General features: G+C 71.6%; 22 protein-coding genes. 20 read left to right on the top strand and 2 right to left on the bottom strand.

Annotation, left to right across the window (positions count from 1 at the left end; translation table 11 throughout):
* The first annotated feature begins 6 nt into the window (after window positions 1–6).
* From E8D34_RS08425 to mshC, 3 genes are all read left to right on the top strand, one after another.
* Window positions 7–552, top strand: coding sequence for a DUF3090 domain-containing protein (locus E8D34_RS08425; RefSeq protein WP_206056625.1), 546 nt, complete (start codon window positions 7–9; stop codon window positions 550–552).
* A 19-nt stretch (window positions 553–571) separates the two neighbouring features.
* Window positions 572–1,312, top strand: a complete 741-nt coding sequence (locus tag E8D34_RS08420; RefSeq protein ID WP_136594175.1) for an SCO1664 family protein — start codon at window positions 572–574, stop codon at window positions 1,310–1,312.
* A gap of 84 nt (window positions 1,313–1,396) precedes the next feature.
* Window positions 1,397–2,629 carry a cysteine--1-D-myo-inosityl 2-amino-2-deoxy-alpha-D-glucopyranoside ligase gene (gene mshC, locus E8D34_RS08415; protein WP_136594174.1) on the top strand — a complete coding sequence of 411 codons (1,233 nt, stop codon included), beginning with the start codon at window positions 1,397–1,399 and terminating at the stop codon, window positions 2,627–2,629.
* Window positions 2,630–2,772: 143 nt separating this feature from the next.
* On the opposite strand, the gene E8D34_RS08410 is transcribed toward mshC, so the two are convergent.
* Window positions 2,773–3,627, bottom strand: coding sequence for a PAC2 family protein (locus E8D34_RS08410; protein WP_206056624.1), 855 nt, complete (start codon window positions 3,625–3,627; stop codon window positions 2,773–2,775).
* Window positions 3,628–3,800: 173 nt separating this feature from the next.
* Here E8D34_RS08410 and metH point away from each other — a divergent pair, with 173 nt between their 5' ends.
* The 3 genes from metH to E8D34_RS08395 all read left to right on the top strand — a co-directional run bounded on the left by metH (window position 3,801) and on the right by E8D34_RS08395 (window position 9,517).
* On the top strand, window positions 3,801–7,562 hold the full coding sequence (metH, locus tag E8D34_RS08405) for a methionine synthase (RefSeq protein WP_136594173.1): 3,762 nt from the start codon (window positions 3,801–3,803) through the stop codon (window positions 7,560–7,562).
* Window positions 7,563–7,664: 102 nt separating this feature from the next.
* The gene (locus E8D34_RS08400; protein WP_136594172.1) at window positions 7,665–8,705 is read left to right on the top strand and encodes a hypothetical protein; all 1,041 of its coding nucleotides are present in this window, start codon (window positions 7,665–7,667) and stop codon (window positions 8,703–8,705) included.
* A 161-nt stretch (window positions 8,706–8,866) separates the two neighbouring features.
* Window positions 8,867–9,517 (top strand): HAD family phosphatase, encoded by a 651-nt coding sequence (locus E8D34_RS08395; RefSeq protein ID WP_240771230.1) that lies wholly within the window; start codon window positions 8,867–8,869, stop codon window positions 9,515–9,517.
* Here the strand turns inward: E8D34_RS08395 and E8D34_RS08390 are convergent.
* Window positions 9,507–10,421, bottom strand: coding sequence for a PD-(D/E)XK nuclease family protein (locus E8D34_RS08390; protein ID WP_136594171.1), 915 nt, complete (start codon window positions 10,419–10,421; stop codon window positions 9,507–9,509). The genes E8D34_RS08395 and E8D34_RS08390 overlap by 11 nt on opposite strands.
* A gap of 61 nt (window positions 10,422–10,482) precedes the next feature.
* Between E8D34_RS08390 and E8D34_RS08385 the strand changes: the two genes are divergently transcribed.
* The 14 genes from E8D34_RS08385 to E8D34_RS08320 all read left to right on the top strand — a co-directional run bounded on the left by E8D34_RS08385 (window position 10,483) and on the right by E8D34_RS08320 (window position 24,480).
* Complete coding sequence (locus E8D34_RS08385) at window positions 10,483–11,628, top strand: site-2 protease family protein (protein ID WP_240771229.1); 1,146 nt, start codon at window positions 10,483–10,485, stop codon at window positions 11,626–11,628.
* A gap of 111 nt (window positions 11,629–11,739) precedes the next feature.
* Complete coding sequence (locus E8D34_RS08380; RefSeq protein WP_136594338.1) at window positions 11,740–12,645, top strand: tRNA (adenine-N1)-methyltransferase; 906 nt, start codon at window positions 11,740–11,742, stop codon at window positions 12,643–12,645.
* A gap of 178 nt (window positions 12,646–12,823) precedes the next feature.
* Window positions 12,824–14,593: a proteasome ATPase gene (gene arc / locus E8D34_RS08375; protein WP_240771228.1), complete on the top strand. Its 1,770-nt coding sequence runs from the start codon at window positions 12,824–12,826 to the stop codon at window positions 14,591–14,593.
* A 300-nt stretch (window positions 14,594–14,893) separates the two neighbouring features.
* Window positions 14,894–16,402: a depupylase/deamidase Dop gene (gene dop, locus E8D34_RS08370; protein WP_136594169.1), complete on the top strand. Its 1,509-nt coding sequence runs from the start codon at window positions 14,894–14,896 to the stop codon at window positions 16,400–16,402.
* 55 nt (window positions 16,403–16,457) lie between these two features.
* Window positions 16,458–16,655, top strand: coding sequence for a ubiquitin-like protein Pup (locus E8D34_RS08365; protein ID WP_136594168.1), 198 nt, complete (start codon window positions 16,458–16,460; stop codon window positions 16,653–16,655).
* On the top strand, window positions 16,656–17,519 hold the full coding sequence (gene prcB / locus E8D34_RS08360; protein ID WP_136594167.1) for a proteasome subunit beta: 864 nt from the start codon (window positions 16,656–16,658) through the stop codon (window positions 17,517–17,519).
* A gap of 1 nt (window position 17,520) precedes the next feature.
* Entirely contained in the window at window positions 17,521–18,300 is a 780-nt protein-coding gene (gene prcA, locus E8D34_RS08355; RefSeq protein ID WP_136594166.1) for a proteasome subunit alpha, read from the top strand.
* Between the two features lie 25 nt (window positions 18,301–18,325).
* The gene (gene pafA / locus E8D34_RS08350; RefSeq protein ID WP_136594165.1) at window positions 18,326–19,687 is read left to right on the top strand and encodes a Pup--protein ligase; all 1,362 of its coding nucleotides are present in this window, start codon (window positions 18,326–18,328) and stop codon (window positions 19,685–19,687) included.
* A gap of 55 nt (window positions 19,688–19,742) precedes the next feature.
* Window positions 19,743–20,771 (top strand): FKBP-type peptidyl-prolyl cis-trans isomerase, encoded by a 1,029-nt coding sequence (locus tag E8D34_RS08345; RefSeq protein WP_136594164.1) that lies wholly within the window; start codon window positions 19,743–19,745, stop codon window positions 20,769–20,771.
* 82 nt (window positions 20,772–20,853) lie between these two features.
* On the top strand, window positions 20,854–21,816 hold the full coding sequence (locus E8D34_RS08340; RefSeq protein WP_136594163.1) for a WYL domain-containing protein: 963 nt from the start codon (window positions 20,854–20,856) through the stop codon (window positions 21,814–21,816).
* A complete protein-coding gene (locus E8D34_RS08335; RefSeq protein ID WP_136594162.1) occupies window positions 21,813–22,832 on the top strand; it encodes a WYL domain-containing protein in 1,020 nt (339 codons plus the stop codon). The genes E8D34_RS08340 and E8D34_RS08335 overlap by 4 nt, the downstream gene beginning before the upstream one ends.
* 135 nt (window positions 22,833–22,967) lie before the next feature.
* Window positions 22,968–23,222 (top strand): twin-arginine translocase TatA/TatE family subunit, encoded by a 255-nt coding sequence (tatA, locus tag E8D34_RS08330; RefSeq protein WP_136594161.1) that lies wholly within the window; start codon window positions 22,968–22,970, stop codon window positions 23,220–23,222.
* A gap of 26 nt (window positions 23,223–23,248) precedes the next feature.
* Window positions 23,249–24,085 (top strand): twin-arginine translocase subunit TatC, encoded by an 837-nt coding sequence (tatC, locus tag E8D34_RS08325; RefSeq protein ID WP_136594160.1) that lies wholly within the window; start codon window positions 23,249–23,251, stop codon window positions 24,083–24,085.
* Window positions 24,082–24,480, top strand: coding sequence for a hypothetical protein (locus tag E8D34_RS08320; RefSeq protein ID WP_136594159.1), 399 nt, complete (start codon window positions 24,082–24,084; stop codon window positions 24,478–24,480). Before tatC ends, E8D34_RS08320 begins: the two co-directional genes overlap by 4 nt.
* The last annotated feature ends 20 nt before the right edge of the window (window positions 24,481–24,500 follow it).

Raw genomic sequence — 24,500 nt, 5'->3', positions numbered from 1 at the left:
TTCATCATGGGCATCGTCCACGGATTCGACTCACCCCAGCGCTTCGTCGCCGGCACCGTCGGCGAGCCGGGGCAGCGGACCTTCTTCCTGCAGGCACGCGACGAGCGCCAGCTGGTCACGGTGGGCCTGGAGAAGCAGCAGGTGGCGGCTCTGGCCGAGCGCGTCGACGAGCTGCTCGACCAGGTGATGGCCGAGACCGAGACCCGATCGGTGATCCCGGCCATGGCTCCGCTGAACCTGGTCGACGACGAGCCGTTGGAGCAGCCGATCGCCGAGGAGTTCCGGGCCGGCACCATGACGCTGTCCTGGGACCCCGGCGACGAGCGCGTGGTGATCGAGGTCTTCCCGGTCGGCGCCGAGATCGAGGAGCCCGACGAGCCCGAGGAGATGCTGGTGGTCCGGCTGGAGCCGGGCCACGCCCGCGCCTTCGTGCAGCGCGCCGAGCGCGTGATCGGCGCCGGGCGCCCCTCCTGCCCGTTCTGCGGCCAGCCGATCGACCCCGACGGGCACCTGTGCGTGCGTGCCAACGGGTTCAAGCGCCGCGACCCGTGAGCGACCGGCTGCACCGCCCATGGCCCTGACCCTCCGCGGCCGCATCCTGCCCGCCTCCAACGCCACGTTCCTGGCCGACCTGGACGGCCTCGAGGTCGTCTACAAGCCGGTCGCGGGGGAGCGGCCGCTGTGGGACTTCCCCGACGGCACGCTGGCCGATCGGGAGGTCGCGGCGTACCTCCTCTCGGAGTGCACGGGCTGGAACCTGGTGCCCCGCACGTGGCTGGACGAAGGACCGCACGGCCCCGGCATGGTCCAGGAGTGGCAGCACGTCGACGAGACCCAGGAGGCCGTCACGCTGGTGCCCGCGGACCGGGTGCCGGACGGCTGGCTGCCCGTGTTCGACGGCCTCGACGAGCACGACCGCCCGATCACGCTCGTGCACGAGGACACCGAGCGGCTGCGCCGGCTGGCGGTCTACGACGTGCTCGCCAACAACGCCGACCGCAAGGGTGGCCACGTGCTGGCGATGGCGGATGGACACCGGTACGGCGTCGACCACGGGCTGACGTTCCACCACGAGCCGAAGCTCCGCACCGTCCTGTGGGGCTGGGCGGGCACCGAGCTGACGCCGGCCGAGATCGAGGTGGTCGGAGCCGTGGCGTCCGCCCTGCGCGGCGACCTGGGCGCCCGTCTCGCCGACCTGCTCGTCGACCACGAGATCGAGGCGGCGGCGCGACGGGCGGAGCGGCTCCTGGCGTTCGGGGCGCTGCCGGCGGCTGGCAGCGGGTGGCCGGCGATCCCCTGGCCGCCGTTCTGATCCGCGCCGGACGCCCCCGACCCGCGTCGCGTCGTGACGGCCCCGTCTCCGCGCCGTCCGATCCCGGTGACTAGCATCGACGCCATGCGCGCATGGACCTCGCCAGAGATCCCCACGGTGGCCTCCGGGCCGGAGGTGTCGCTCCACGACACCGCGACCGGGGGCCGTGTCGTCGCGTCCCCGGACGGCACCGCCCGCCTCTACGTCTGCGGCATCACGCCGTACGACGCGACCCACATGGGCCACGCCAACACCTATCTGGCCTTCGACCTGCTCAACCGCGCCTGGCGCAGCGCCGGCCACCCGGTCCGCTACGTGCAGAACGTGACCGACGTCGACGACCCGCTGCTGGAGCGGGCCGAGAAGGTCAGCGTCGACTGGGTGGAGCTGGCCGAGCGCGAGACCGAGCTGTTCCGCCAGGACATGCAGGCGCTGCGCATCCTGGCGCCGGACGAGTACGTCGGCGCGGTGGAGTCGATCCCGCTGGTGATCGACCTGATCCAGCGCCTCGACGCGGCCGGCGCGATCTACCGGGTGGGCGACGACGTCTACTACGCGGTCGCCTCGGACCCGGCGTTCGGCACCGAGTCCAACTACGACCGCGAGACGATGCTCCGGTTCTTCGGCGAGCGGGGCGGCGATCCCGAGCGGGCCGGCAAGAAGGATCCCCTGGACCCGATCGTCTGGATGGCCGAGCGACCCGGGGAGCCCTCCTGGGAGAGCCCGTGGGGTCCCGGCCGTCCCGGCTGGCACATCGAGTGCGCAGCGATCGCTCTCGAGCACCTCGGCGGCGCCTTCGACGTGCAGGGCGGGGGCAGCGACCTGGTCTTCCCGCACCACGAGATGTGCGCGGGCCACGTGCAGGCCGCCTCCGGCGAGCCGTTCGCCCGGGTCTACTCGCACGCCGGCATGGTCGCCTACGACGGCGAGAAGATGTCGAAGTCGCGCGGCAACCTCGTCTTCGTCTCGGCGCTGCGCAACAGCGACGTGGACCCGATGGCGATCCGCCTGACGCTGATGCGCCACCACTACCGCGCCGACTGGGAGTGGACCGACGACCAGCTCTGGACCGCCGTCGACGACCTGGCCACGTGGCGCCGCGCGCTCTCGCTCGGGGCCGGCGCCCCGGCCGCGCCGGTCGTCGCCGAGGTCCTCGCCGCGCTGGCCGACGACCTCGACGCCCCGCGGGCCACCGCGGCGATCGACGCCTGGGCTGCGGCGACGCTGGGCACCGACGGCCTGGCCGACACCTCCGACGCCGGGGCCGCAGCCACCCTGCTGCCGGTCCTCGACGCAGCGCTCGGCATCCTCGTCTGACGCCAACCCGCCGAGTTGGGCCTTGTGGCGGGCCGAGTTGGGCGGTGTGGCGGGCCGAGTTGGGCGGTGTGGCGGGCCGAGACCGGCCGTACCGCCACAAGTCGCGCGTCGACGCGCCACAAGGCCCAACTCGGCGACGTTGCTCAGTCGGACTGGTCGCCACCGCGGCGCTTGAGGTAGCGCTCGAACTCCCGGGCGATCGCCTCCCCGGACGCCTCGGGCAGGTCCGCGGTGTCGCGCGACTCCTCGAGCGAGCGGACGTAGTCGGCGATCTCCTCGTCGTCCCCGGCCAGCTCGTCGACGCCGCGCTCCCAGGCGCGCGCCTCCTCGGGGAGGTCGCCGAGCGGGATGCTCACGCCGAGCAGCTCCTCGAGGTGGCCGAGGATCGCCAGCGTCGCCTTCGGGCAGGGCGGCTGCGCGACGTAGTGCGGCACCGCGGCCCAGTAGGAGACCGAGGGCAGGTCCAGGCGGACGCAGGCGTCCTGGAAGACCCCGACGATGCCGGTCGGCCCCTCGTAGGTCGACTCCTCGAGCGAGAGCCGGTCGATCAGCTCCGGCTCGGTGGCCGTCCCGGTCACCGGGATCGGCCGCGTGTGCGGGGAGTCGGCGAGCAGCGCGCCCAGCGTCACCACGAGCTCTCCGCCGAGGTCGTCGACGGCGGCCAGCAGCTCGGCGGTGAAGCCGCGCCAGCGCATGTTCGGCTCGATGCCGCGGATCAGGATGACGTCGCGGTCCAGCTGCGGCGGGGAGGCGATCGCGATGTGGGTGCTGGGCCAGGTCAGCTTGCGGAACCCGTTGTCGTCCAGCCCGACGCTGGGCCGGTTCACCTGGAAGTCGTAGTAGTCCTCGGGGTCGATCGCCGCGACCACGCGGGCGTCCCACACGCGCATCAGGTGGTCGACGACCGCCGAGGCCGCCTCCGCCGCGTCGTTCCACCCCTCGAAAGCCGCGATCACCACGGGTCGGACCAGGTCGGGCACCGCCTCGATCTCCATCACGCTCACGAGCCTAGACGGGTCACGATCCGGAACCGCGGAGGAACGGCGAAGGGCGCCGTCGTAGACTTCTCCGGAGCCGAGAGGCGTTGCAACGGAAGGGTCCCGCCCGACCGCCACGCTCGGCACTCCGAACGACGGATCAAGGACGCCTTCCCATCGAGGAAGGAATTGGCATGGCAGACCCGATCGTCGCACCGGCCGACTGGCGGCCCGACGCGACCGCGGAGCTGACCGCCCTCCTGCGCGAGCGGATCGTCATCATCGACGGTGCCATGGGCACCGCTATCCAGCGCGACCGCCCTGACGAGGCCGGCTACCGCGGCGAGCGGTTCGCCGACTGGCCGAGCGACCTGATCGGGAACAACGACCTGCTCACGCTCACCCAGCCGCAGATCATCGCCGGCATCCACCGCGAGTACCTCGAGGCCGGCGCCGACATCATCGAGACCAACACGTTCAACGCGAACGCGGTCTCGCTCGCCGACTACGGCATGGCCGACCTCGCCTACGAGCTCAACCACGCCTCCGCGGCGCTGGCGCGTCGGGCGGCCGACGCGGTCGCGGCCGAGACCGGCCGCCAGCGCTACGTCGCCGGCGCGCTCGGCCCGACCACGCGCACCGCCTCGATCAGCCCCGACGTCAACGACCCGGGGGCACGCAACGTCTCCTGGGACCAGCTCGTGGCGGCCTACGTCGAGGCCGCGCGGGGCCTGGTCGACGGCGGCGCCGACCTGCTGCTGATCGAGACCATCTTCGACACCCTCAACGCCAAGGCGGCGATCTTCGCGGTCGAGACGCTCTTCGCCGAGGCCGGCCGACGCTGGCCGGTGATCATCTCCGGCACCATCACCGACGCCTCCGGTCGCACGCTGTCGGGGCAGGTCACGGAGGCGTTCTGGGCCTCGGTGCGCCACGCCAGGCCGCTCGCCGTCGGCCTCAACTGCGCGCTCGGCGCCAAGGAGATGCGGCCCTACATCGCCGAGATGGCGCGGGTGGCCGACACCTTCGTCTCGGCGTACCCGAACGCGGGCCTGCCCAACGCCTTCGGCGAGTACGACGAGACGCCGGACCAGACGGCCGCGGTGGTCGCGGAGTTCGCCAGCGCCGGCTTCGTCAACCTGGTCGGCGGCTGCTGCGGCACCACGCCCGCGCACATCGCCGCGATCGCCGCGGCGGTGGCCGACCAGGACGCGCGCACCCCCGCGGCCCCCGCCTCCGACATGCTGCTGTCCGGCCTCGAGCCGTTCGCGATCACCGAGGACTCGCTCTTCGTCAACGTCGGCGAGCGGACCAACATCACCGGCTCGGCACGGTTCCGGAACCTGATCAAGGCTGGGGACTACGACACCGCGCTCTCGGTGGCCGCCCAGCAGGTCGAGAACGGCGCCCAGGTCATCGACGTCAACATGGACGAGGGCATGATCGACGGCGTCGCGGCGATGGACCGCTTCCTCAAGCTGATCGCCGCCGAGCCCGACATCTCGCGGGTGCCGGTGATGGTCGACTCCTCGAAGTGGGAGGTGATCGAGGCCGGCCTGAAGAACGTCCAGGGCAAGGCCATCGTGAACTCGATCTCGCTCAAGGAGGGCGAGGAGAAGTTCGTCGAGCAGGCCCGGCTGTGCCGCAAGTACGGCGCCGCCGCCGTGGTGATGGCCTTCGACGAGGACGGCCAGGCCGACAGCCTGCAGCGCCGCCAGGAGATCTGCGCGCGCGCCTACCGGATCCTGGTCGACGAGGTCGGCTTCCCGGCCGAGGACATCATCTTCGACCCGAACGTCTTCGCGGTCGGCACCGGCATCGAGGAGCACGCCGCCTACGGGGTGGACTTCATCGAGGCCACCCGGTGGATCAAGCAGAACCTGCCGGGCGCCAAGGTCTCCGGCGGCATCTCCAACGTCTCCTTCAGCTTCCGGGGCAACAACCCGGTGCGCGAGGCGATCCACGCGGTCTTCCTCTTCCACGCCATCGCCGCCGGGCTGGACATGGGCATCGTGAACGCCGGCGCGCTGGTCACCTACGACCAGATCGATCCCGAGCTGCGCGAGGCCATCGAGGACGTCGTACTGAACCGGACGGGGGACTCCCTCGCGGCCACCGAGCGGCTGCTCGAGCTGGCCGAACAGCACCGGGGGAGCGGTCAGGTCGAGGAGGCCGCAGCCGAGCAGTGGCGCAGCCTGCCGGTCGGCGAGCGGATCACCCACGCCCTGGTGAAGGGGATCGACGCCCACGTCGAGGCCGACACCGAGGAGCTGCGGGCGCAGATCGCTGAGCGCGGCGGACGCCCGATCGAGGTGATCGAGGGACCGCTGATGGACGGCATGAACGTCGTCGGCGACCTGTTCGGCGCCGGCAAGATGTTCCTCCCGCAGGTGGTGAAGTCGGCCCGGGTGATGAAGAAGGCCGTGGCCTACCTGATCCCCTTCATCGAGGAGGAGAAGGCCGCCGACCCGGCCCTGGCCGCCCAGAACGACAGCAACGGCACGATCGTCCTGGCCACGGTCAAGGGCGATGTCCACGACATCGGCAAGAACATCGTCGGGGTCGTGCTGCAGTGCAACAACTACGACGTCATCGACCTCGGTGTGATGGTCCCGGCGCAGAAGATCCTGGACAAGGCCGCCGAGGTCGGCGCCGACGTGATCGGGCTCTCCGGCCTGATCACGCCGAGCCTCGACGAGATGGTCGGCTTCGCCGCAGAGATGCAGCGCGCCGGGCTGGAGATCCCGCTGATCATCGGCGGCGCCACCACCTCGCGGGCCCACACCGCCGTCAAGATCGACAAGAAGTACGACGGCCCCGTGGTGTGGGTCAAGGACGCCTCGCGGTCGGTGCCGACCGTCGCGTCGCTGCTCTCCGACGAGCGCCGGCCCGCGCTGATGGCCGACGTGCAGGCCGACTACGACGCGCTGCGCGCCCGGCACGCCAACAAGTCCGAGCGCCCGCAGCTCGCCTTCGCCGACGCGACGGCGAACCGCAGCACGATCGACTGGGACGGCTACGCACCGCCGCAGCCGGCGACGCCCGGCGTGCACGTGCTCAAGGACTACGACCTGGCCGAGCTGCGTGAGTTCATCGACTGGCAGCCGTTCTTCAACGCCTGGGAGATGAAGGGCAGGTTCCCCGACATCCTCAACAACCCGGCCAGCGGCGAGGCGGCCCGCAAGCTGTACGACGACGCGCAGGCCATGCTCGACCGGATCATCGCCGAGCAGTGGATCTCCGCCCAGGGCGTCTACGGCCTGCTGCCCGCGGCGAGCACCGGTGAGGACGTGGTGGTCTACACCGACGAGTCGCGCAGCGAGGAGCGGGCGACGCTCTTCCAGCTGCGCCAGCAGGGGCAGCACCGGTCCGGGATCCCGAACCGGTCGCTGGCCGACTACGTCGCGCCCGTCGGCACCGACCCCGGGCGCCGGGACTGGGTGGGAGCGTTCGCGGTCACCGCGGGCATCGGGCTGGGGGAGCGCGTCCAGGCGTTCAAGGACGACCTCGACGACTACTCCGCGATCCTGCTGGAGTCGCTGGCCGACCGCCTGGCCGAGGCGTTCGCGGAGCGGTTGCACCAGCGGGTGCGCACCGAGTTCTGGGGCCACGCGGCGGGCGAGGACCTCACCAACGACGACCTGATCGCCGAGCGCTACACCGGCATCCGTCCGGCCCCGGGCTACCCGGCCTGCCCGGACCACACCGAGAAGCGGACCATCTGGGAGCTCCTCGACGTCCAGGCGTCGACCGGGATCGAGCTCACCGACCACATGGCGATGTGGCCCGGTGCCTCGGTGTCGGGTCTCTACTACAGCCACCCCGACGCGCAGTACTTCGTGGTGGGCCGGCTCGGTCGCGACCAGGTCGAGGACTACGCCGAGCGCAAGGGCTGGACGGTGGCCGAGGCCGAGAAGTGGCTCTCGCCCAACCTCGGCTACGACCCCGAGGACTGAGCGGAGATCCGACCCCGCTCGTCGGCGGGCCGAGGCGATGTGGTAGAGGCCTCGGCCGCGCCGATGTGCGGACAAGGGTGTTCCGGGGGGACCATGGAGGACATGCTCGGGACCTCGGGATCTGACCACCGCCGCATCTCCGCCCGCACCGGCCGCCTCGGCGCACTCACGGTCGCCGGCGTCGTCACGGGCGTCACCCTCGTCGCCGGCGCACCCGCCGCCAACGCGACGCAGGAGCACGCCCGGACCGTGGCCAGCGCCGCCGCCCTCGAATCGGTCGGCGCGCACCACCACAAGCACCGACACCGCTGGGGCCACCGCGTCGGCCAGGGCGTGCTCGACCGCAACGACACGATGTACGTGTGGGAGAGCCCCGCGGACATCGAGGCCGGCACCATCAGCGCGGACTACGAGCCGGCGACACTGATCGGCTTCGCCTCGCGGCACCGCCTCTCCTCCATCATGGTCGCGACGCCCTGGGCGCTCCAGGACGGCGTGTGGACCAACACGCGGGCATGGCTCGACGAGGTCGTCGAGCGCGCCCACGAGGCCGGCATCGAGGTCTTCGCGCTCGGCGGCGACAACACCTGGGCCGCCCACCCCGAGCTGGCCGTGCAGTGGATGCAGGACCTCACCGCCTCGGGTATCCCGTTCGACGGCGTCAACTACGACGTCGAGCCGTGGGTACTGCCCGAGTGGACCACCGACCGGGAGACGGTGAAGACCCAGCTCGTCACCATGGTCGAGCAGGTCGCCGCGGTCGCGAACCGCCCGGCCGTGCACATCGACGTCCCCTGGTGGCTCGCCAGCGAGACCTACCAGGGCGCCACCAACCTCGCCGCCGCCCTCTTCGCGCACGCCGACGGCGGCACCGTGATCACCTTCGTCGACCACGCCCTCGGCGCCGACGGCATCGTCGCGCTCTCCAAGCCCGCCCTCGCGGCCGCCGCCGAGCACGGCCTCCGTGTCCCGATCGCGGTCGAGGTGTCCGACGACATCGGCCCGGAGTGGAGCTTCTCCGACGACGGCTCGCGGGCGATGCGGATCGAGCTGGCCAAGGTGCGGTTCGCCCTGGCCGCCGACCCCGCGTTCGACGGGATCGCCGTGGAGAAGTACGTCGCCTGGCGCCACCTCGGCCGCTGACGATCGCTCGGGGACATCGGTCATGTGCCAGCGACCGCCCCACAGGTAGGTCTCGGGGGCACGACCCATCGCTCCTCGGTACGCGCCACTGGGGCGGGCCTGCGAGTGCCCCCGGTCCCGCGGTCGTGCGCTGCCACGTCGCACCATGAAACGATCCGGTGGTGAAGCTCGCAGCGGTGCTCTGGGACATGGACGGAACTGTCGTCGACACCGAGCCGTACTGGATGGCGACGGAGGAGGAGATCGCCGAGGCCCACGGCGGCACGTGGACGCACGAGGACGCGATGCAGCTGGTCGGCAACGAGCTGATCGTCTCCGGGCGCTACATCAAGCAGAAGCTGGACCTCGAGCAGTCACCCGAGGAGGTCGTCGAGATGCTGCTCGACGGCGTGGTGGAGCGGGTGCGGCACTCGGTGCCGTGGCGCCCCGGTGCTCGCGAGCTGCTGCTGCACCTGCGCGCCGCCGGGATCCCGTGCGCGCTGGTGACGATGTCCTACCAGCGGTTCGTCGACCCGATCCTGGAGCACCTGCCGCCGGGGACGTTCGACGTGGTCGTCACCGGGGACCAGGTCGACCGCGGCAAGCCGCACCCGGAGCCGTACCTGGTCGCCGCCGACCGGCTGGGGGTCCCCGTGACCGACTGCGTCGCGATCGAGGACTCGCCGACCGGGGCGGCCTCCGCCGCCGCGGCCGGGTGCACGGTGCTCGTGGTGCCCCACCACGTCCCGGTGCCGCCGCAGCCGGGCTACGTCTACCGCGAGAGCCTGACCGACCTGGGCGTGGCCGGGTTGGTCGACGCGGTCAGCCGTTGACCGACCGGTCGAGGGCCGACGCAGGCTCCGGGAGCGGCGGGGGAGTGCCACCCCACGCGGGGCAGAGCGCCTGGTGGTCGCACCACGCACAGAGCGGGCCGCGGCTCGGTCGCCAGTCGCCGGTGGTCCGGGCCAGCTCGATCGCCCGCCACAGCGCCTCCACCTTGCGTTCGGTGGCCAGCAGGTCCTGCTCGTCGGGCTCGTAGTGCACGATCTCGCCGTTGCCCAGGTACATCAGCTGCAACCGGCGTGGCACCACGCCGCGCAGCCGCCACAGCAGCAGCCCGTAGAACTTCAGCTGGAACAGGGCCCGCGCCTCCCCGCCCTCGCGCGGCGAGCGTCCGGTCTTGTAGTCGACCACCCGGACCGAGCCGTCGGGCGCGACGTCGACGCGATCGATGATGCCGCGCAGCTGCAGGCGCGAGCCGGTCACCGTCTCGAGATAGAGCTCGCGCTCGGCCGGCTCCAGGCGGCGCGGGTCCTCGAGGCGGAAGTAGCGGGCCAGCACCTCGCGGCAGCTCACCATCCACCCGGCGACCGCCTCGCCCTCCTCGGGGAAGAGGTCCGCCAGGTCCGGATCGGCCGCCACGAGGCTGGCCCAGGTCGGTTCCAGCATCGCCTCGGCGGAGGCCGGGGTGCGGTCGTCGGCCGGGAGGTCGAAGAGGTCCTCGAGCACCTTGTGCACCAGCGTGCCGCGGGCGGCGTCGGGGGAGGTGCGCTCGGGGAGCTTGTCGACGGTCCGGAAGCGATAGAGCAGCGGGCAGGCCAGGAAGTCGCCGGCGCGCGACGGCGACAGCGACCCGACGACGTCCAACGCCTCGGCCACCTCGGCGACGGCGACCGAGTCGGCCGGCACCGCCCCCTCCACATCGACCGCACCGTCCGCCACCAGCTCACCTGCCATGCCAACGAGGCTAGGTGACACCTCCGACACCGCGCTCGACCCACGCCGGTAGCCTCGTGGTGTGTCCGGATCACCGTCGTCCCCGCCGCGTCGACCCACGCCGCGCGGCATGCTCCGGATCGGGACGATCGCGGGCAGCGACGTCCTCGTCTCCTCGAGCTGGTTCCTGGTCGCCGGGCTGATCGCGTTCCTGATGGCCCCGCGGGTGGAGCAGATCCAGCCGGGACTGGGCATCTTCACCTACGTGGTCGGCGTCCTGTTCGCGATCGTGCTCTACGGCGCGATCCTGCTGCACGAGGCCTCGCACGCGCTGGTGGCCCGCAGGTTCGGGTTCCGTGTCCAGTCGATCACGCTGCACTTCCTCGGCGGTGCCACGGCGATCGACGGCGAGGCCCGTACGCCGCGACAGGAGTTCTGGATCGCGGTGGTCGGGCCGATCACGTCGCTCGCGGTGGGCGGCGCGGCCCTGGCGCTCTGGTTCGTCACGCCGGGCGGCATCCCCCTGCTGATCGTGGAGGGCCTGGCCTGGACGAACCTGCTGATCGGTGTCCTCAACCTCGTCCCGGCGCTGCCGCTGGACGGCGGCCGCGTGCTCAAGGCAGGGATCTGGGCGCTGAGCGGTCAGGCCCGCACGGGCACCGTCGTCGCCGGCTGGGCAGGTCGCGTCGCCGCCGGCGCGCTCGTGGTCTGGGCCCTGCTCCAGGCCCAGGTCGCGGACTCCTCGCGCAGCACGATCAGCCCGTTCATGGCGGTGATCGTCGCGGTGTTCCTGTGGATGGGCGCCTCCCAGGCGCTCCAGGCAGCGACCGTGCGCGAGCAGCTCGGACGCATCGTCGCCCGCGACCTGGCCCGGCGCACGATGGCGGTCCCCGAGGACCTCCCCCTCGCCGAGGCGGTACGACGGGCGCAGGAGGCGCACGCCGGCAGCATCGTCACGGTCTCCGCCGCCGGCACGCCGATCGGCGTGGTCGACGAGCGCGCCGCCACGGCCGTCCCGCCCGAGCGCCGGCCGTGGGTCGCCACCTCCACCGTGGCCCGCACGCTCGAGCAGGGGCTGACGCTGCCGGTCTCGATCACCGGCGACGCGCTGGTGGAGGCGATCCGGTCGACCCCGGCCTCGGAGTACGTGCTGCTGGAGGGCGACGGCACGGTGTGCGGCGTGCTGGCCACCGCCGACGTCGTCCGCGTGGTGCGCTCCGGCGGTTAGGGGCCGACGGGCCCGGCCCGATAGATTTCGCCGGTGACGAACGGCACCGGCTCCGAGCCCAGCAGCACCACCTCCGCGATCGGCGACGTCGCCGCCGAGGCCTGGTCGGGCGTGCACCGCGGTCCGCTGCGCGCGGGCGAGTGGGTGCGCCTGGTCGACGGCAAGGGGCGCAAGCACAACTTCGAGCTGGTGCCGGGCAAGCGCTTCTTCTCCAACAAGGGTCACCTGGAGCACGACGAGCTGATCGGCCGCGAGGAGGGCTTCACGGTCACCTCCTCGGTCGGCGGGGAGTACCTGGTGTTCCGCCCCCTTCTCTCGGAGTACGTGGTCTCGATGCCACGCGGCGCCGCCGTCGTATACCCCAAGGACGCCGCCCAGATCGTGGCGATGGCCGACATCTTCCCCGGCGCCCACGTGGTCGAGGCCGGCGTCGGCTCGGGCGCCCTGACGTGCTCGCTGCTGCGCGCGGTCGGGCCCTTCGGGCGCGTCTCCTCGTTCGAGCGCCGCGAGGAGTTCGCGGAGGTCGCTCGTCGCAACGTCGCCCAGTTCTTCGGCGCCCCCGAGGGCCAGACGCACCCGGCGTGGAACCTCACGCTGGGCGACCTGGCCGAGGCGCTGCCCGCCTCCGGCGAGCGCGCCGACCGGATCATCCTGGACATGCTCGCGCCGTGGGAGTGCCTGGACGCCGCCGCGGACGCGCTGCTGCCGGGCGGCATCCTGTGCGCCTACGTCGCGACCACCACCCAGCTCTCACGCTTCGTCGAGACGGTCCGGGTGCACGGCGGGTTCACCGAGCCGGCGGCCTGGGAGTCGCTGGTGCGGGACTGGCACGTCGAGGGGCTGGCGGTCCGCCCGGGTCACAAGATGATCGGGCACACGGCGTTCCTGGTCACCGCGCGGCGGATGGCCCCGGGGGAGCGGGCACCGATGAAGAAGCGTCGCCCGGCGCCGGGCGCCTACGGGCCGGACTACGCCGGTCCGCGCCCGGCCGGCGTGCCCGACATGCCCGCCGAGTGAGGCCGGAGCGGCACCGCGGCATGACGGCAAGGTGACCGGCGAGTAACCGTCACCCGGCCCCGACGCCTCCCTTCGGTAACGCGCGCCCGCAATACAAACGTGACGCGCGGACCGCGGCGACGTCCTTCCTCGCAACATCCGTCCGAGTAGGGTCGTGGTGTCTGAGGAGGTGGGACGTATGTCCAACATCGGTGAAGGCATGACCGGCGGCCACGGCCGGGACCAGATGAGCCGGGAGGAGCTGGCGCACCAGGTCGGCTACCTCGAGGGCGAGGTGCGCGACCTACGTCGCCGGATGGCCGACGCGCCGTCCGGGGCGTCGGGCTCGCTCGACGCCCGGCTCGCGGAGGCCCAGCGCTCCCTGGCGGCGGTCACCGCCCAGAACGAGCGGCTCGCCAGCACCCTGCGCGACGCCCGCGACCAGATCCTCAAGCTGAAGGAGGAGGTCGACCGGCTCGCCCAGCCCCCGGCGGGGTTCGGCACCTTCCTCCAGCGCAACGACGACGACACCGTCGACGTCTTCACCGGCGGCCGCAAGCTCCGCGTCACCGTCAGCCCCGCCGTCGAGGTGGACAAGCTCACCCGCGGTCAGGAGGTGATGCTCAACGAGGCGCTCAACGTCGTCGCCGCCTTCGACTACGAGACGGTCGGCGAGGTCGTGATGCTCAAGGAGATCCTCGCCGACCGCGAGCGCTGCCTGGTGATCGCCGGCGCCGACGAGGAGCGCGTGGTCCGGATGGCCGAGCCGCTGATGACCGAGCGGCTCCGCGCGGGCGACTCCCTGCTGCTGGACTCCCGCTCGGGCTACGTCTACGAGCGGGTGCCCAAGTCGGAGGTCGAGGAGCTGGTCCTCGAGGAGGTGCCGGACATCGCCTACGAGTCGATCGGCGGCCTCGCCGGCCAGATCGAGATGATCCAGGACGCCGTCGAGCTGCCCTACCTCTACCCCGAGCTCTTCGACGAGCACGAGCTCAAGCCCCCGAAGGGCATCCTGCTCTACGGCCCGCCGGGCTGCGGCAAGACCCTGATCGCGAAGGCGGTCGCGAACAGCCTGGCGAAGAAGGTGGCGGCCCGCACCGGAGCCGAGGGGAAGTCCTACTTCCTCAACATCAAGGGCCCCGAGCTGCTCAACAAGTACGTCGGCGAGACCGAGCGGCACATCCGACTGGTGTTCCAGCGCGCGCGGGAGAAGGCGAGCAACGGCACGCCGGTCATCGTCTTCTTCGACGAGATGGACTCACTCTTCCGCACCCGCGGCTCCGGCGTCTCCTCCGACGTGGAGAACACGATCGTGCCGCAGCTGCTGAGCGAGATCGACGGCGTCGAGGCGCTGGAGAACGTGCTCGTGATCGGCGCCTCGAACCGCGAGGACATGATCGACCCGGCGATCCTGCGCCCCGGACGCCTGGACGTGAAGATCAAGATCGAGCGGCCCGACGCGGAGTCGGCGCGCGACATCTTCAGCAAGTACCTCACGCCGTCCCTGCCGCTGCACGCCGACGACCTCGCGGAGTTCGGCGGCGACCGCGACGCCTGCGCCGCGGGGATGATCCGGGCCACCGTCGAGCGGATGTACACCGAGACGGAGGAGAACCGGTTCCTCGAGGTCACCTACGCCAACGGCGACAAGGAGGTCCTGTACTTCAAGGACTTCAACTCGGGCGCGATGATCCAGAACATCGTCGACCGGGCGAAGAAGATGGCGATCAAGGACTTCATCGAGCGCCAGCAGAAGGGCCTGCGCATCGCCCACCTGCTGCAGGCCTGCGTGGACGAGTTCAAGGAGAACGAGGACCTGCCCAACACCACCAACCCGGACGACTGGGCGCGGATCTCGGGCAAGAAGGGCGAGCGCATCGTCTTCATCCGTACGCTGGTCACCGGAAAGCAGGGCACGGAGCCGGGCAGATCGATCGACACGGTGTCGGACACCGGCCAGTACCTGTGACCTGATTGAATCGCCCCGCGGGCAGACGGCTCGCAGCACCTACCGGAGGAATTCACATGAAGAAGTTCGTCCTGATCGTCCTCGTCGCGGCCGGCATCGGCGCCATCGCGTTCAAGGTGGCCAAGAGCCGCTGACCAGGGCGCCTCGCGGAGCCGGGCGGCGTGGTTCGGGAGTTGCCGAACCACGCCGCCCGTCTGCGTTCCGCGTGCTCCGGCGGTCCCCGCGCGAGGCCGACTCGAGCGCTCGGATCGCGTCCTCCGATCGCCACGTTGTGACCCACGCCTCGCGTAGGCTCGATGCATGAGCGTGCGACGTGTGATGGGCACCGAGGTCGAGTACGGCATCGCGGTCCAGGGCCAGGCTGGCGCCAACCCGATGGTGGCGTCGTCCCAGGTGGTCAACGCCTACGCCTCGGCCACGATCCGCGCCCGTCGCGCGCGGTGGGACTTCGAGGAGGAGTCGCCGCTGCGCGACGCCCGCGGCTTCGACATGTCCCGCCAGGTGGCCGACCCCTCGCAGCTCACGGACGAGGACCTGGGGCTGGCCAACGTCATCCTCACCAACGGTGCTCGCCTGTACGTCGACCACGCCCACCCCGAGTACTCGACCCCCGAGGTGGTCACGCCGCTCGACGTGGTGCGTTGGGACAAGGCGGGGGAGGCGGTCATGCTGGACGCCGCCCGGCTGGCCCACCAGCTCCCCGGCAACCCGTCGATCGTGCTGTACAAGAACAACACCGACAACAAGGGCGCCTCCTACGGCGCCCACGAGAACTACCTGATGCGCCGCTCGACTCCCTTCGCGGACATCGTGCGGCACCTGATCCCGTTCTTCGTCAGCCGCCAGGTGGTGACCGGCGCCGGCCGCGTGGGCCGGGGACAGGACGGGCGCGGCACCGGGTTCCAGATCAGCCAGCGCGCCGACTTCTTCGAGGTCGAGGTCGGCCTGGAGACGACGCTCAAGCGACCGATCATCAACACCCGCGACGAGCCGCACGCCGACCCGGAGAAGTACCGACGGCTCCACGTGATCATCGGCGACGCCAACCTGGCCGAGATCTCGACGTACCTGAAGGTCGGCACCACCGCGCTGGTGCTGGCCATGATCGAGGCCAAGTTCATCAACCGGGACCTGACGGTCGACACCCCCGTGTCCTCGCTGCGTGCGGTCTCCCACGACGCCTCGCTCCGGCACCTGGTCACGCTGGCCGACGGTCGCCGGTTGACCGCGGTCCAGCTGCAGATGGAGTACCTGGACCTGGCCAAGAAGTTCGTGGAGGACCGTTTCGGCAGCGACGTCGACGCCCAGACCTCCGACGTGCTCGCCCGCTGGGAGGAGGTGCTCGACCGGCTGGAGCGCGACCCGATGTCGCTGGCCGACCAGCTCGACTGGGTCGCCAAGCTCAAGCTGCTCGAGCAGTACCGCTCCCGCGACGGCCTGGACTGGGACGACGCCAAGCTCCAGCTCATCGACCTGCAGTACAGCGACATCCGCCCGGAGAAGGGGCTGTACCACCGCCTCGTCGGCGCCGGACGCATCCGCCGGCTGCTCGGCGACGACCAGGTGGTCGCCGCGATCACGGAGCCGCCCGAGGAGACCCGGGCCTACTTCCGTGGCCGGTGCCTGGAGAAGTACGCCGACCAGGTCGCCGCCGCATCCTGGGACTCGGTGATCTTCGACCTGCCCGGCAGGGAGTCGCTGCAGCGGGTGCCCACCATCGACCCGCTGCGGGGCTCCCGCGCGCACGTCGGGGGCCTGATCGACGCCAGCCCGACCGCCACCGACCTGGTGCGGGCACTCAGCCGCTGACGACGCGGCGCGATATCCGCCCCGATCGCCACCGATGTGTGGCTAGGCTCTGGGCATGTCCCAGGAGCAGAAGCAACCGCGCAAGGGAACCGACGAGGAATCCTCCGCCGAGGTCGCCCCGGAGAGCGACGTCGCCGAACGCAAGGAAGCCCTCGACGAGGACGTCGACGCGATCCTGGACGAGATCGACGACGTGCTGGAGTCCAACGCCGAGGACTTCGTGAAGTCGTTCATCCAGAAGGGCGGCGAGTAGTTGACCGACGCTCGCATCCCGGCCGCGTACCTGCGACCGGGCACCTCGTCCTTCAGCGACTTCATCGCCGAGAACGCCCCCGACCTGCTGCCTGCCCGCCGCTCCCTGCCGGCAGGCTCCCACGGTGACCTCGCGCCGCACGGCACCACCATCGTCGCGGTGACCTTCCCCGGCGGCCTGGTGATGGCCGGCGACCGCCGCGCGACGATGGGCAACGTGATCGCCCAGCGCGACATCGAGAAGGTCTTCCCCGCGGACGAGTACTCGGTGGTCGGCATCGCCGGCACCGCCGGGCTCGCCGTGGAGATGGTCCGGCTCTTCCAGGTCGAGCTGGAGCACTACGAGAAGATCGAGGGCTCCGTCCTCTCGCTGGACGGCAAGGCCAACCGGCTCTCCGCGCTGATCCGCGCCAACCTGGGCATGGCGATGCAGGGCCTGGCCGTGGTCCCGATGTTCGCCGGCTACGACCTGCAGCGCGGCGTCGGCCGCATCTTCGGCTACGACGTCACCGGGGGCCGCCACGAGGAGGCCTCGTTCTTCACCGTCGGCTCGGGCTCGCTCTTCGCCCGCGGCGCGCTGAAGAAGCTCTACCGCGAGAACCTCTCCCGCGACGAGGCCGTCAGCATCTGCCTGCAGGCGCTCTACGACGCCGCCGACGACGACTCCGCGACCGGCGGTCCGGACCTGACCCGGCGGATCTTCCCGATGGTCTGGGTGGTCACCGCCGACGGCGCCGTTCGCCTCGAGGAGTCGGAGATCGGCGCGCTGGCCGACCGCGTGGTCGGTGGCCGGATGGTGCGCCCCGACGGGCCGCTGGCACCGCTGACCGGGCCGGATGCCGGCACCACGGGAGAGGGGGCCTGAGATGAGCATGCCGTTCTACGTGTCGCCCGAGCAGCTGATGAAGGACCGGGCGGACTTCGCGCGCAAGGGCATCGCCCGCGGGCGCTCCCTCGTCGCGGTCCAGTACGCCGACGGCGTACTGCTGGTCACAGAGAACCCGTCGCAGGCGCTGCACAAGGTCTCCGAGCTCTACGACCGGCTGGCCTTCGCCGCCGTCGGTCGCTACAACGAGTTCGAGAACCTCCGGATCGCCGGCGTGCGGCTGGCCGACATGCGCGGGTACGCCTACGACCGGCGCGACGTCACGGGCCGCGGACTGGCCAACGCCTACGCCCAGACGCTCGGCACGATCTTCTCCAGCGGCGGCGAGAAGCCCTACGAGGTCGAGCTCTTCGTCGCCGAGATCGGCGACGCGCCCGAGGACGACCAGATCTACCGGCTCACCTACGAGGGCCGGGTCGCGGACGAGCACGGCTACGCGGTGATGGGCGGCGACGCCGAGACGGTGGCCGGCTACCTCAAGGAGCACTACGCTCCCGGCGCGAGCCTCGCCGAGGCGCTGCGGGTCGCGGTCGCCGCGTTGGGGCACACCACCAGCGAGGACCGGGTGATCCCGGTCGAGGATCTCGAGGTCGCGGTGCTGGATCGCACCCGCGTCCAGCCGCGGAAGTTCCGCCGGCTGATGGGTGCGCGACTCGGCGACCTGCTGGGGGAGCGGGGCAAGGCGGAGCACGCGGCGCCGGAGCTCTCCGGAGAGCCGCCCGCCGCGGACGACGACCCGCCGATCGCACCTCCCTCCTGAGGGTCCCGGGGCTAGGGTGATCGGCATGGAGCGGCGGATCTTCGGGATCGAGAACGAGTACGGCGTGACCTGCACGTTCAAGGGCCAGCGCCGCCTCTCGCCCGACGAGGTCGCCCGCTACCTGTTCCGCAAGGTGGTCAGCTGGGGCCGCTCCAGCAACGTCTTCCTGCGCAACGGGGCCCGGCTCTACCTCGACGTCGGCAGCCACCCGGAGTACGCCACCCCGGAGTGCGACGACGTGGTCGAGCTGGTCACCCACGACAAGGCCGGCGAGCGGGTCCTCGAGGGCTTGCTGGTGGACGCCGAGCAGCGGCTGCACGACGAGGGCATCGCCGGCGAGATCTACCTGTTCAAGAACAACACCGACTCCGCGGGCAACTCCTACGGCTGCCACGAGAACTACCTGGTCGGCCGGGCCGGGGAGTTCAGCCGGCTCGCCGACGTCCTCATCCCGTTCCTGGTGACCCGGCAGATCATCGTCGGCGCCGGCAAGGTGACCCAGACCCCGCGCGGCACCAGCTACTCCGTCAGCCAGCGCGCCGAGCACATCTGGGAGGGCGTCTCCAGCGCCACCACCCGGAGCCGGCCGATCATCAACACCCGCGACGAGCCGCACGCCGACGCGGAGAAGTACCGCCGCCTGCACGTGATCGTCGGCGACTCGAACATGAGCGAGACCACGACGATGCTCAAGGTCGCCTCGTGCGACCTGGTGCTGCGGATGATCGAGGAGGGCGTGGTGATGCGCGACCTCTCCCTGGAGAACCCGATCCGCGCGATCAGGGAGATCTCCCACGACGTCACCGGCTCCCGCAAGGTCCGGCTGGCGAACGGCCGCGAGGCCAGCGCGCTGGAGATCCAGGCGGAGTACCTGGCGAAGGCCCGTGACTTCGTCGACCGGCGCGACATCGCCACCCCCGTGATCGAGCGGGCGCTGGACCTCTGGGAGCGGGCGCTCAAGGCCGTCGAGTCCGACGACCTCGGGCTGGTCGACCGCGAGATCGACTGGGTGATCAAGTGGAAGCTGATCGACCGCTACCGCGCCAAGCACGGCCTGCCGCTGAGCCACCCGCGCGTCGCCCAGCTCGACCTCGCCTACCACGACATCCACCGCGACCGCGGCCTCTACTACCTGCTCGAGAAGCGCGGGGCGGTGGCCCGGGTGACCGACGACCTGAAGATCTTCGAGGCCAAGTCGGTGCCCCCGCAGACCACCCGCGCCCGGCTGCGCGGGGAGTTCATCCGGACCGCCCAGGAGCGGCGCCGCGACTTCACCGTGGACTGGGTGCACCTGAAGCTCAACGACCAGGCGCAGCGCACCGTGCTCTGCAAGGACCCGTTCCGGGCGTACGACGAGCGGGTGCAGCGGCTGATCGACGGCATGTGAGGCTCGCGGCGGGCCTGCGCCACCGCGTTGGGACCGCCTGGGTAGGGTGACGGCCGTGCTCAGCCGTCTGCCCCGCTCCTTCCGCCGCCCGACCGCCCTCGTGATCGCCCCGGCGCTCGCCCTGTCGCTCGCCGCCTGCGGCTCCGACGACTCCGACGGCGCCGAGGGCTTCGACGCCGTCGAGGTGTCCGGCGACTTCGGCACCACGCCGACCTTCGACTTCTCCGACCAGCTCGTCGCCGGCGAGGAGGAGCAGAAGACCCTGATCGAGGGCGACGGCCCCGAGGTCGCCGACGGCGACCAGGTGCTCGTCCAGTACACGGTCGCCGACGGGTTCACCGAGGACGTCGTCCTCGACACCTACGACCAGGAGACCACCGGGTTCCTGGCCACGGTCGGCGGCGAGGCAGCGCAGCCCCAGGTCGCCTCCGACCTGTTCACCGGCTACCTCTCCGGGCTGATCGACGACGGGATGACCGTGGGCACCCGGTTCGCGGTGACCGTGGGAGTGCCGCAGGCCTTCGCCGACTACACGACCGCCTTCACCGACTACGGCATCGGCAACGAGGACGGCTTGGTCTTCGTCGTCGACCTGGCCTCGCTGGCCGCCCCGACGGGCACCGAGAAGAAGGCGCCTGCCTGGGCGCCGACGGTGGTCGAGAAGGACGGTGTGCCCGCCTCGCTCGACTTCAAGGGCACCCCGAAGCCCTCGGGCGACCTCGAGGTCGCCACGCTGGTCAAGGGCGACGGTCCGGTCGTGAAGAGCGGCCAGACGATCCTGGTGAACTACCTCGGCCAGGTGTACAAGGGCAAGAAGCCGTTCGACGAGAGCTTCTCCCGCTCCGGTGGCCTCAGCGCGGTCGTGGGCGGCAAGCAGGCCTCGGTCGTCAAGGGCTGGTCGAAGGGCCTGGTCGGCCAGACCGTCGGCAGCCGGGTCCTGCTCGAGATCCCGCCGGCGCTCGGCTACGGGGACCAGAAGCAGGGCGACAGCATCCCGGCCAACTCCACCCTGTACTTCGTCGTCGACATCGCCGACGCCGCGAACACCCCGGCTCCCGCGGCCACCGAGGCCCCGACCGAGTAACGACACCGCACGGCCACCCGACAGGGCCGCTCCCGGCGAATTCGGAGAGCGGCCCTGACGGCTGTTCGGGCACACTTGAGCCATGCCGGTGGCCAAGAGCGAGCGCCTGCTCAACCTCCTGATCATGCTGCTCGTGCAGCGCCGCCCGATCCCCAAGGAGCGGATCCGGGAGCTGCTGTACCCCGGCTCGCGCCCGGACGCCTTCGAGAAGATGTTCGAGCGCGACAAGGAGGAGCTGCGCGGCCTGGGGGTACCGATCGAGGTGGCCCCGACCGACGCCTACTTCGACGACGAGGTGGGCTACCGGATCCCGGCCGACCAGTTCGCGCTGCCGGAGATCACGCTGACCGCCGAGGAGGCCTCGGTGGTGGCGCTGGCCACCCGGGTGTGGCAGGACGCGACCATGACCCAGGCGACCGCGGACGCGGTGCGCAAGCTGTCCGCGGCCGGGGTGGGGGTGAACCTGTCCGCGCTGGACCTGGCCGCTCCCGGCGCGGTCGCGGACGAGCCGGCCTTCCCGGCGTGCTGGGAGGCCGTCTGCGCCCGGACGGCGGTCTCCTTCGACTACCGCCGTCCCGACGAGGACGAGCCGCGGACCCGCCGCGTCGAGCCGTGGGGCGTGGTCCGCTCCTCGGGCCGGTGGTACCTCGTCGGCCGCGACGTCGACCGCGGCGCCGAGCGGGTCTTCCGGCTGGACCGGTTCGCCGGCCCGGTGCGCCGCACCGGCCACCCGGGCGCGTACGACGTCCCGCCCGACATCGACCTGCGCGAGACGATCCGCCGGCTCGCGCCGGTCCCCGGGGCCGCGCACGCGGTGCTGCTGGCCCGGCCGAACACCGGCCACGCGTTCCGTCGGCGCGCGGCGACGGTGACGCGCGGCGTGACGGGTCCCGACGGTCGCGAGGACTGGGACCGGGTCGAGCTGGACCGCCCCGCGCGGGGTCTGGTCGACGAGGTGCTCTACCACGGCTCCGACGTGGTGCTGGTCCAGCCGGTGGAGCTGCGCCAGCAGGTCGTCGACCGGCTCACCGCGGTGGTCGCGTGAGCTCCCGCGCCGTCCCGGGGGCGCGGGACCAGGTGGCCCGGCTGCTCACGCTGGTGCCCTACCTTCACCACCGCCCCCAGGTGCGTCTGGGGGAGGCCGCGGAGCTGCTCGGCACCACGCCGGGACAGGTACTGGCCGACCTGCGGGTGCTCTTCCTGTGCGGCCTGCCCGGCGGACTGCCCGACGACCTGATCGACGTCGACCTCGACGCGCTCGTGACCGAGGACGGCACGCCGCTGGCCGACGGGCTGGTCCGGGTCGACAATGCCGACTACCTGGCCCGGCCGCTGCGGCTGAGCCCCACCGAGGCGTCCGCGGTCACCGTCGCCCTGCACACGCTGCGCACGGGGTCCTCACCGGAGACCGTGGCACTCGTCGACCGCGTGCTGGCCAAGATCGAGCGCGCCGTCACCGCCGGCGCCGAGGCCTCCCGGGGGCCGGGACCGGTCGCGATCGCCACCGAGCCGCGGGAGGCGGAGCTGGCCACGCTCGCCGCCACGCTGCAGCGCGCCGCCGACGAGTCCCGGCAGGTACTGCTGAGCTACCACGTGCCGAGCCGCGACGAGCTCTCGGAGCGCGTCGTGGACCCGCAGGGGGTGGTCACCCACGGACGCTTCCGGTACCTGGACGGCTGGTGCCACCTCGCCGGCGGCGACCGCCTGTTCCGCCTGGACCGGATCACCGCCGCGCGGGTGCTCGACTCCGCGGCCGAGACCCCGCGGCGCCCACCGCGCGACGTCACTGCCGGCGCCTTCGCCGAGCGGCCCGACACCGGCGGCGTCGTGGCCACGCTGCTGCTCGCCCCGGAGGCGTCGTGGGCGGTCGACTACTACCCGATGCGCGCGGCCCGGCCCCGCCCGGACGGCTCGCTCGAGGTCGATCTGCTGGTGGCGGACCCCCAGTGGCTGGACCGGCTGCTGCTCCGGCTCGCGCCGCACGCGAGCGTGCTCGGCCCACCCGAGTTCGCCGCGTCGTACGAGCGCGCTGCGCGCGCCACGCTCGACCGCTACCGGTGACTCCGATCGTCGACGGCCCAGGTGTTCAGCGACTGTTCAATGGTCGGAAGGGCCAGCCGGCCGAACGCCTCGCCAGCGGCGGCGTAGACTGGCCGGTGATCGTACTGTCACGTCCCAGGAGAGTTGGTCCTCACGATGTCCCACCCCCTCATCAGCGCGCCGGGCACCCCGGAGCTGCTGATCATCCTCGCCATCGTGATCCTGGTCTTCGGAGCGGCGAAGCTGCCGGACCTCGCCCGCGGCACCGGCCAGGCGCTCCGCATCTTCAAGGCCGAGACCCGTGGCCTGCGTGACGACGAGGAGAAGGCCAAGGACGCCCTGCCGTCCTCCGAGGAGCCCGCCGAGGGCGAGATCGTCGAGGACCACCGCCGGGACACCAGCGCCGGCTGAGCCTCGTCGCACCCACGCACACCTGAATGTCCCTGTCCGGAGTCGTCCAGCTCTTCGTCGGTCGGCCGGTCCACCCCGTCGGCGCGGACGGGCGGATGGCCCTCTCCGACCACCTGCGCGAGCTGCGCGCGCGCATCCTGAAGTGCGCGCTCGTCCTGCTGCTCGCGTTCGTGATCGCGATCTACTTCTTCGACCCGCTCTTCGAGCTGGTCAACGCGCCCTACGAGCAGGCCCGCGAGGCCCTCGGCGACGAGCGGACGATGGCGACCACGAGCGGCGCGGCCGGCGGCTTCCTGCTGACCCTCAAGCTGTGCGGCCTGGCGGCGATCATCTTCAGCAGCCCGTTCTGGCTCTACCAGATCTGGGCGTTCATCCTTCCCGGGCTGCACCCGCAGGAGAAGAAGTGGTCGGCGATCTTCTTCGCCGTCGCCGGCCCGCTCTTCCTGATCGGGATCGTCCTCGGCTACGTGACGCTGCCCAAGGGCCTGGAGATCCTGATCGGGTTCACCCCTGACGGCCTCACCAACCTGGTCGAGTTCAACGACTACCTGACCTTCTTCAGCCGCACCCTGCTCGGCTTCGGCATCGCCTTCGAGATCCCGGTCTTCGTCGTGATGCTGAACCTGGCGGGCGTGGTGAGCGGCAAGACCCTGGGCGCCTACCGGCCGTGGATCATCATCGGCACCTTCGTCTTCGCGGCCGCGATGACTCCCTCCACCGATCCGTTCACGATGACGTTCATGGCGGTTCCGATGATCCTGCTGTTCGGGATCTCGGAGGTGATCGCCCGGCTCAACGACCGGCGACGCGCCGAGCGCGGCATCAACGCAGGTCTCTCGCCCGACGAGGCGAGCCCCCTGTGACCGCGGTCCGGACGTGGACCGCCGTCGACCCCTTCGACCTCCCCGAGTGGATCGGCACCCACGAGGTCACCTGGTCGGCGCACAGCCCGATGGACAGCTCCACCCTGCGCGGCACCCTGACCAGCGACACGGACGGCGCCGAGATCTGCTGCGACCTGGTCGCCGCCGACACGACGTACCCCCGAGCGCTGGTCGACGCCGAGACCCGGTACGCCGCCCACCGCGCCTGGCAGCTGGGGCAGGTGCACCTCGCCGACGGGGACGGCCGGCTCACCCTGGCCGTGCCGACCACCCGGCACAGCGCCGACGAGGTGCTGGAGGCCGTCGGCCGGATGGCCCAGGCCGTCGGGGCACCCCGGGAGCGGTTCAGCGTCCGCTTGCGCGCCGGCCAGTGATTCCACCCCCGCACGCCCTA

Origin of the sequence: Nocardioides sp. GY 10113 (assembly GCF_004919105.1) — a bacterium.
Classification (GTDB): domain Bacteria; phylum Actinomycetota; class Actinomycetes; order Propionibacteriales; family Nocardioidaceae; genus Nocardioides.
The sequence above is the reverse complement of the archived record's forward strand: the minus strand, read 5'-3'. Positions and strand labels throughout refer to the sequence as shown.

Coding starts and splice junctions, on each gene's coding strand:
- metH (WP_136594173.1), top strand. CDS start 3,801: ATGGCAGACCCGATCGTCGCACCGGCCGACTGGCGGCCCGACGCGACC.
- E8D34_RS08420 (WP_136594175.1), top strand. CDS start 572: ATGGCCCTGACCCTCCGCGGCCGCATCCTGCCCGCCTCCAACGCCACG.
- E8D34_RS08340 (WP_136594163.1), top strand. CDS start 20,854: ATGCCGGTGGCCAAGAGCGAGCGCCTGCTCAACCTCCTGATCATGCTG.
- tatA (WP_136594161.1), top strand. CDS start 22,968: ATGTCCCACCCCCTCATCAGCGCGCCGGGCACCCCGGAGCTGCTGATC.
- pafA (WP_136594165.1), top strand. CDS start 18,326: ATGGAGCGGCGGATCTTCGGGATCGAGAACGAGTACGGCGTGACCTGC.
- E8D34_RS08425 (WP_206056625.1), top strand. CDS start 7: ATGGGCATCGTCCACGGATTCGACTCACCCCAGCGCTTCGTCGCCGGC.
- E8D34_RS08365 (WP_136594168.1), top strand. CDS start 16,458: ATGTCCCAGGAGCAGAAGCAACCGCGCAAGGGAACCGACGAGGAATCC.
- tatC (WP_136594160.1), top strand. CDS start 23,249: ATGTCCCTGTCCGGAGTCGTCCAGCTCTTCGTCGGTCGGCCGGTCCAC.
- mshC (WP_136594174.1), top strand. CDS start 1,397: ATGCGCGCATGGACCTCGCCAGAGATCCCCACGGTGGCCTCCGGGCCG.
- dop (WP_136594169.1), top strand. CDS start 14,894: ATGAGCGTGCGACGTGTGATGGGCACCGAGGTCGAGTACGGCATCGCG.
- arc (WP_240771228.1), top strand. CDS start 12,824: ATGTCCAACATCGGTGAAGGCATGACCGGCGGCCACGGCCGGGACCAG.
- E8D34_RS08390 (WP_136594171.1), bottom strand. CDS start 10,421: ATGGCAGGTGAGCTGGTGGCGGACGGTGCGGTCGATGTGGAGGGGGCG.
- E8D34_RS08400 (WP_136594172.1), top strand. CDS start 7,665: ATGCTCGGGACCTCGGGATCTGACCACCGCCGCATCTCCGCCCGCACC.
- prcA (WP_136594166.1), top strand. CDS start 17,521: ATGAGCATGCCGTTCTACGTGTCGCCCGAGCAGCTGATGAAGGACCGG.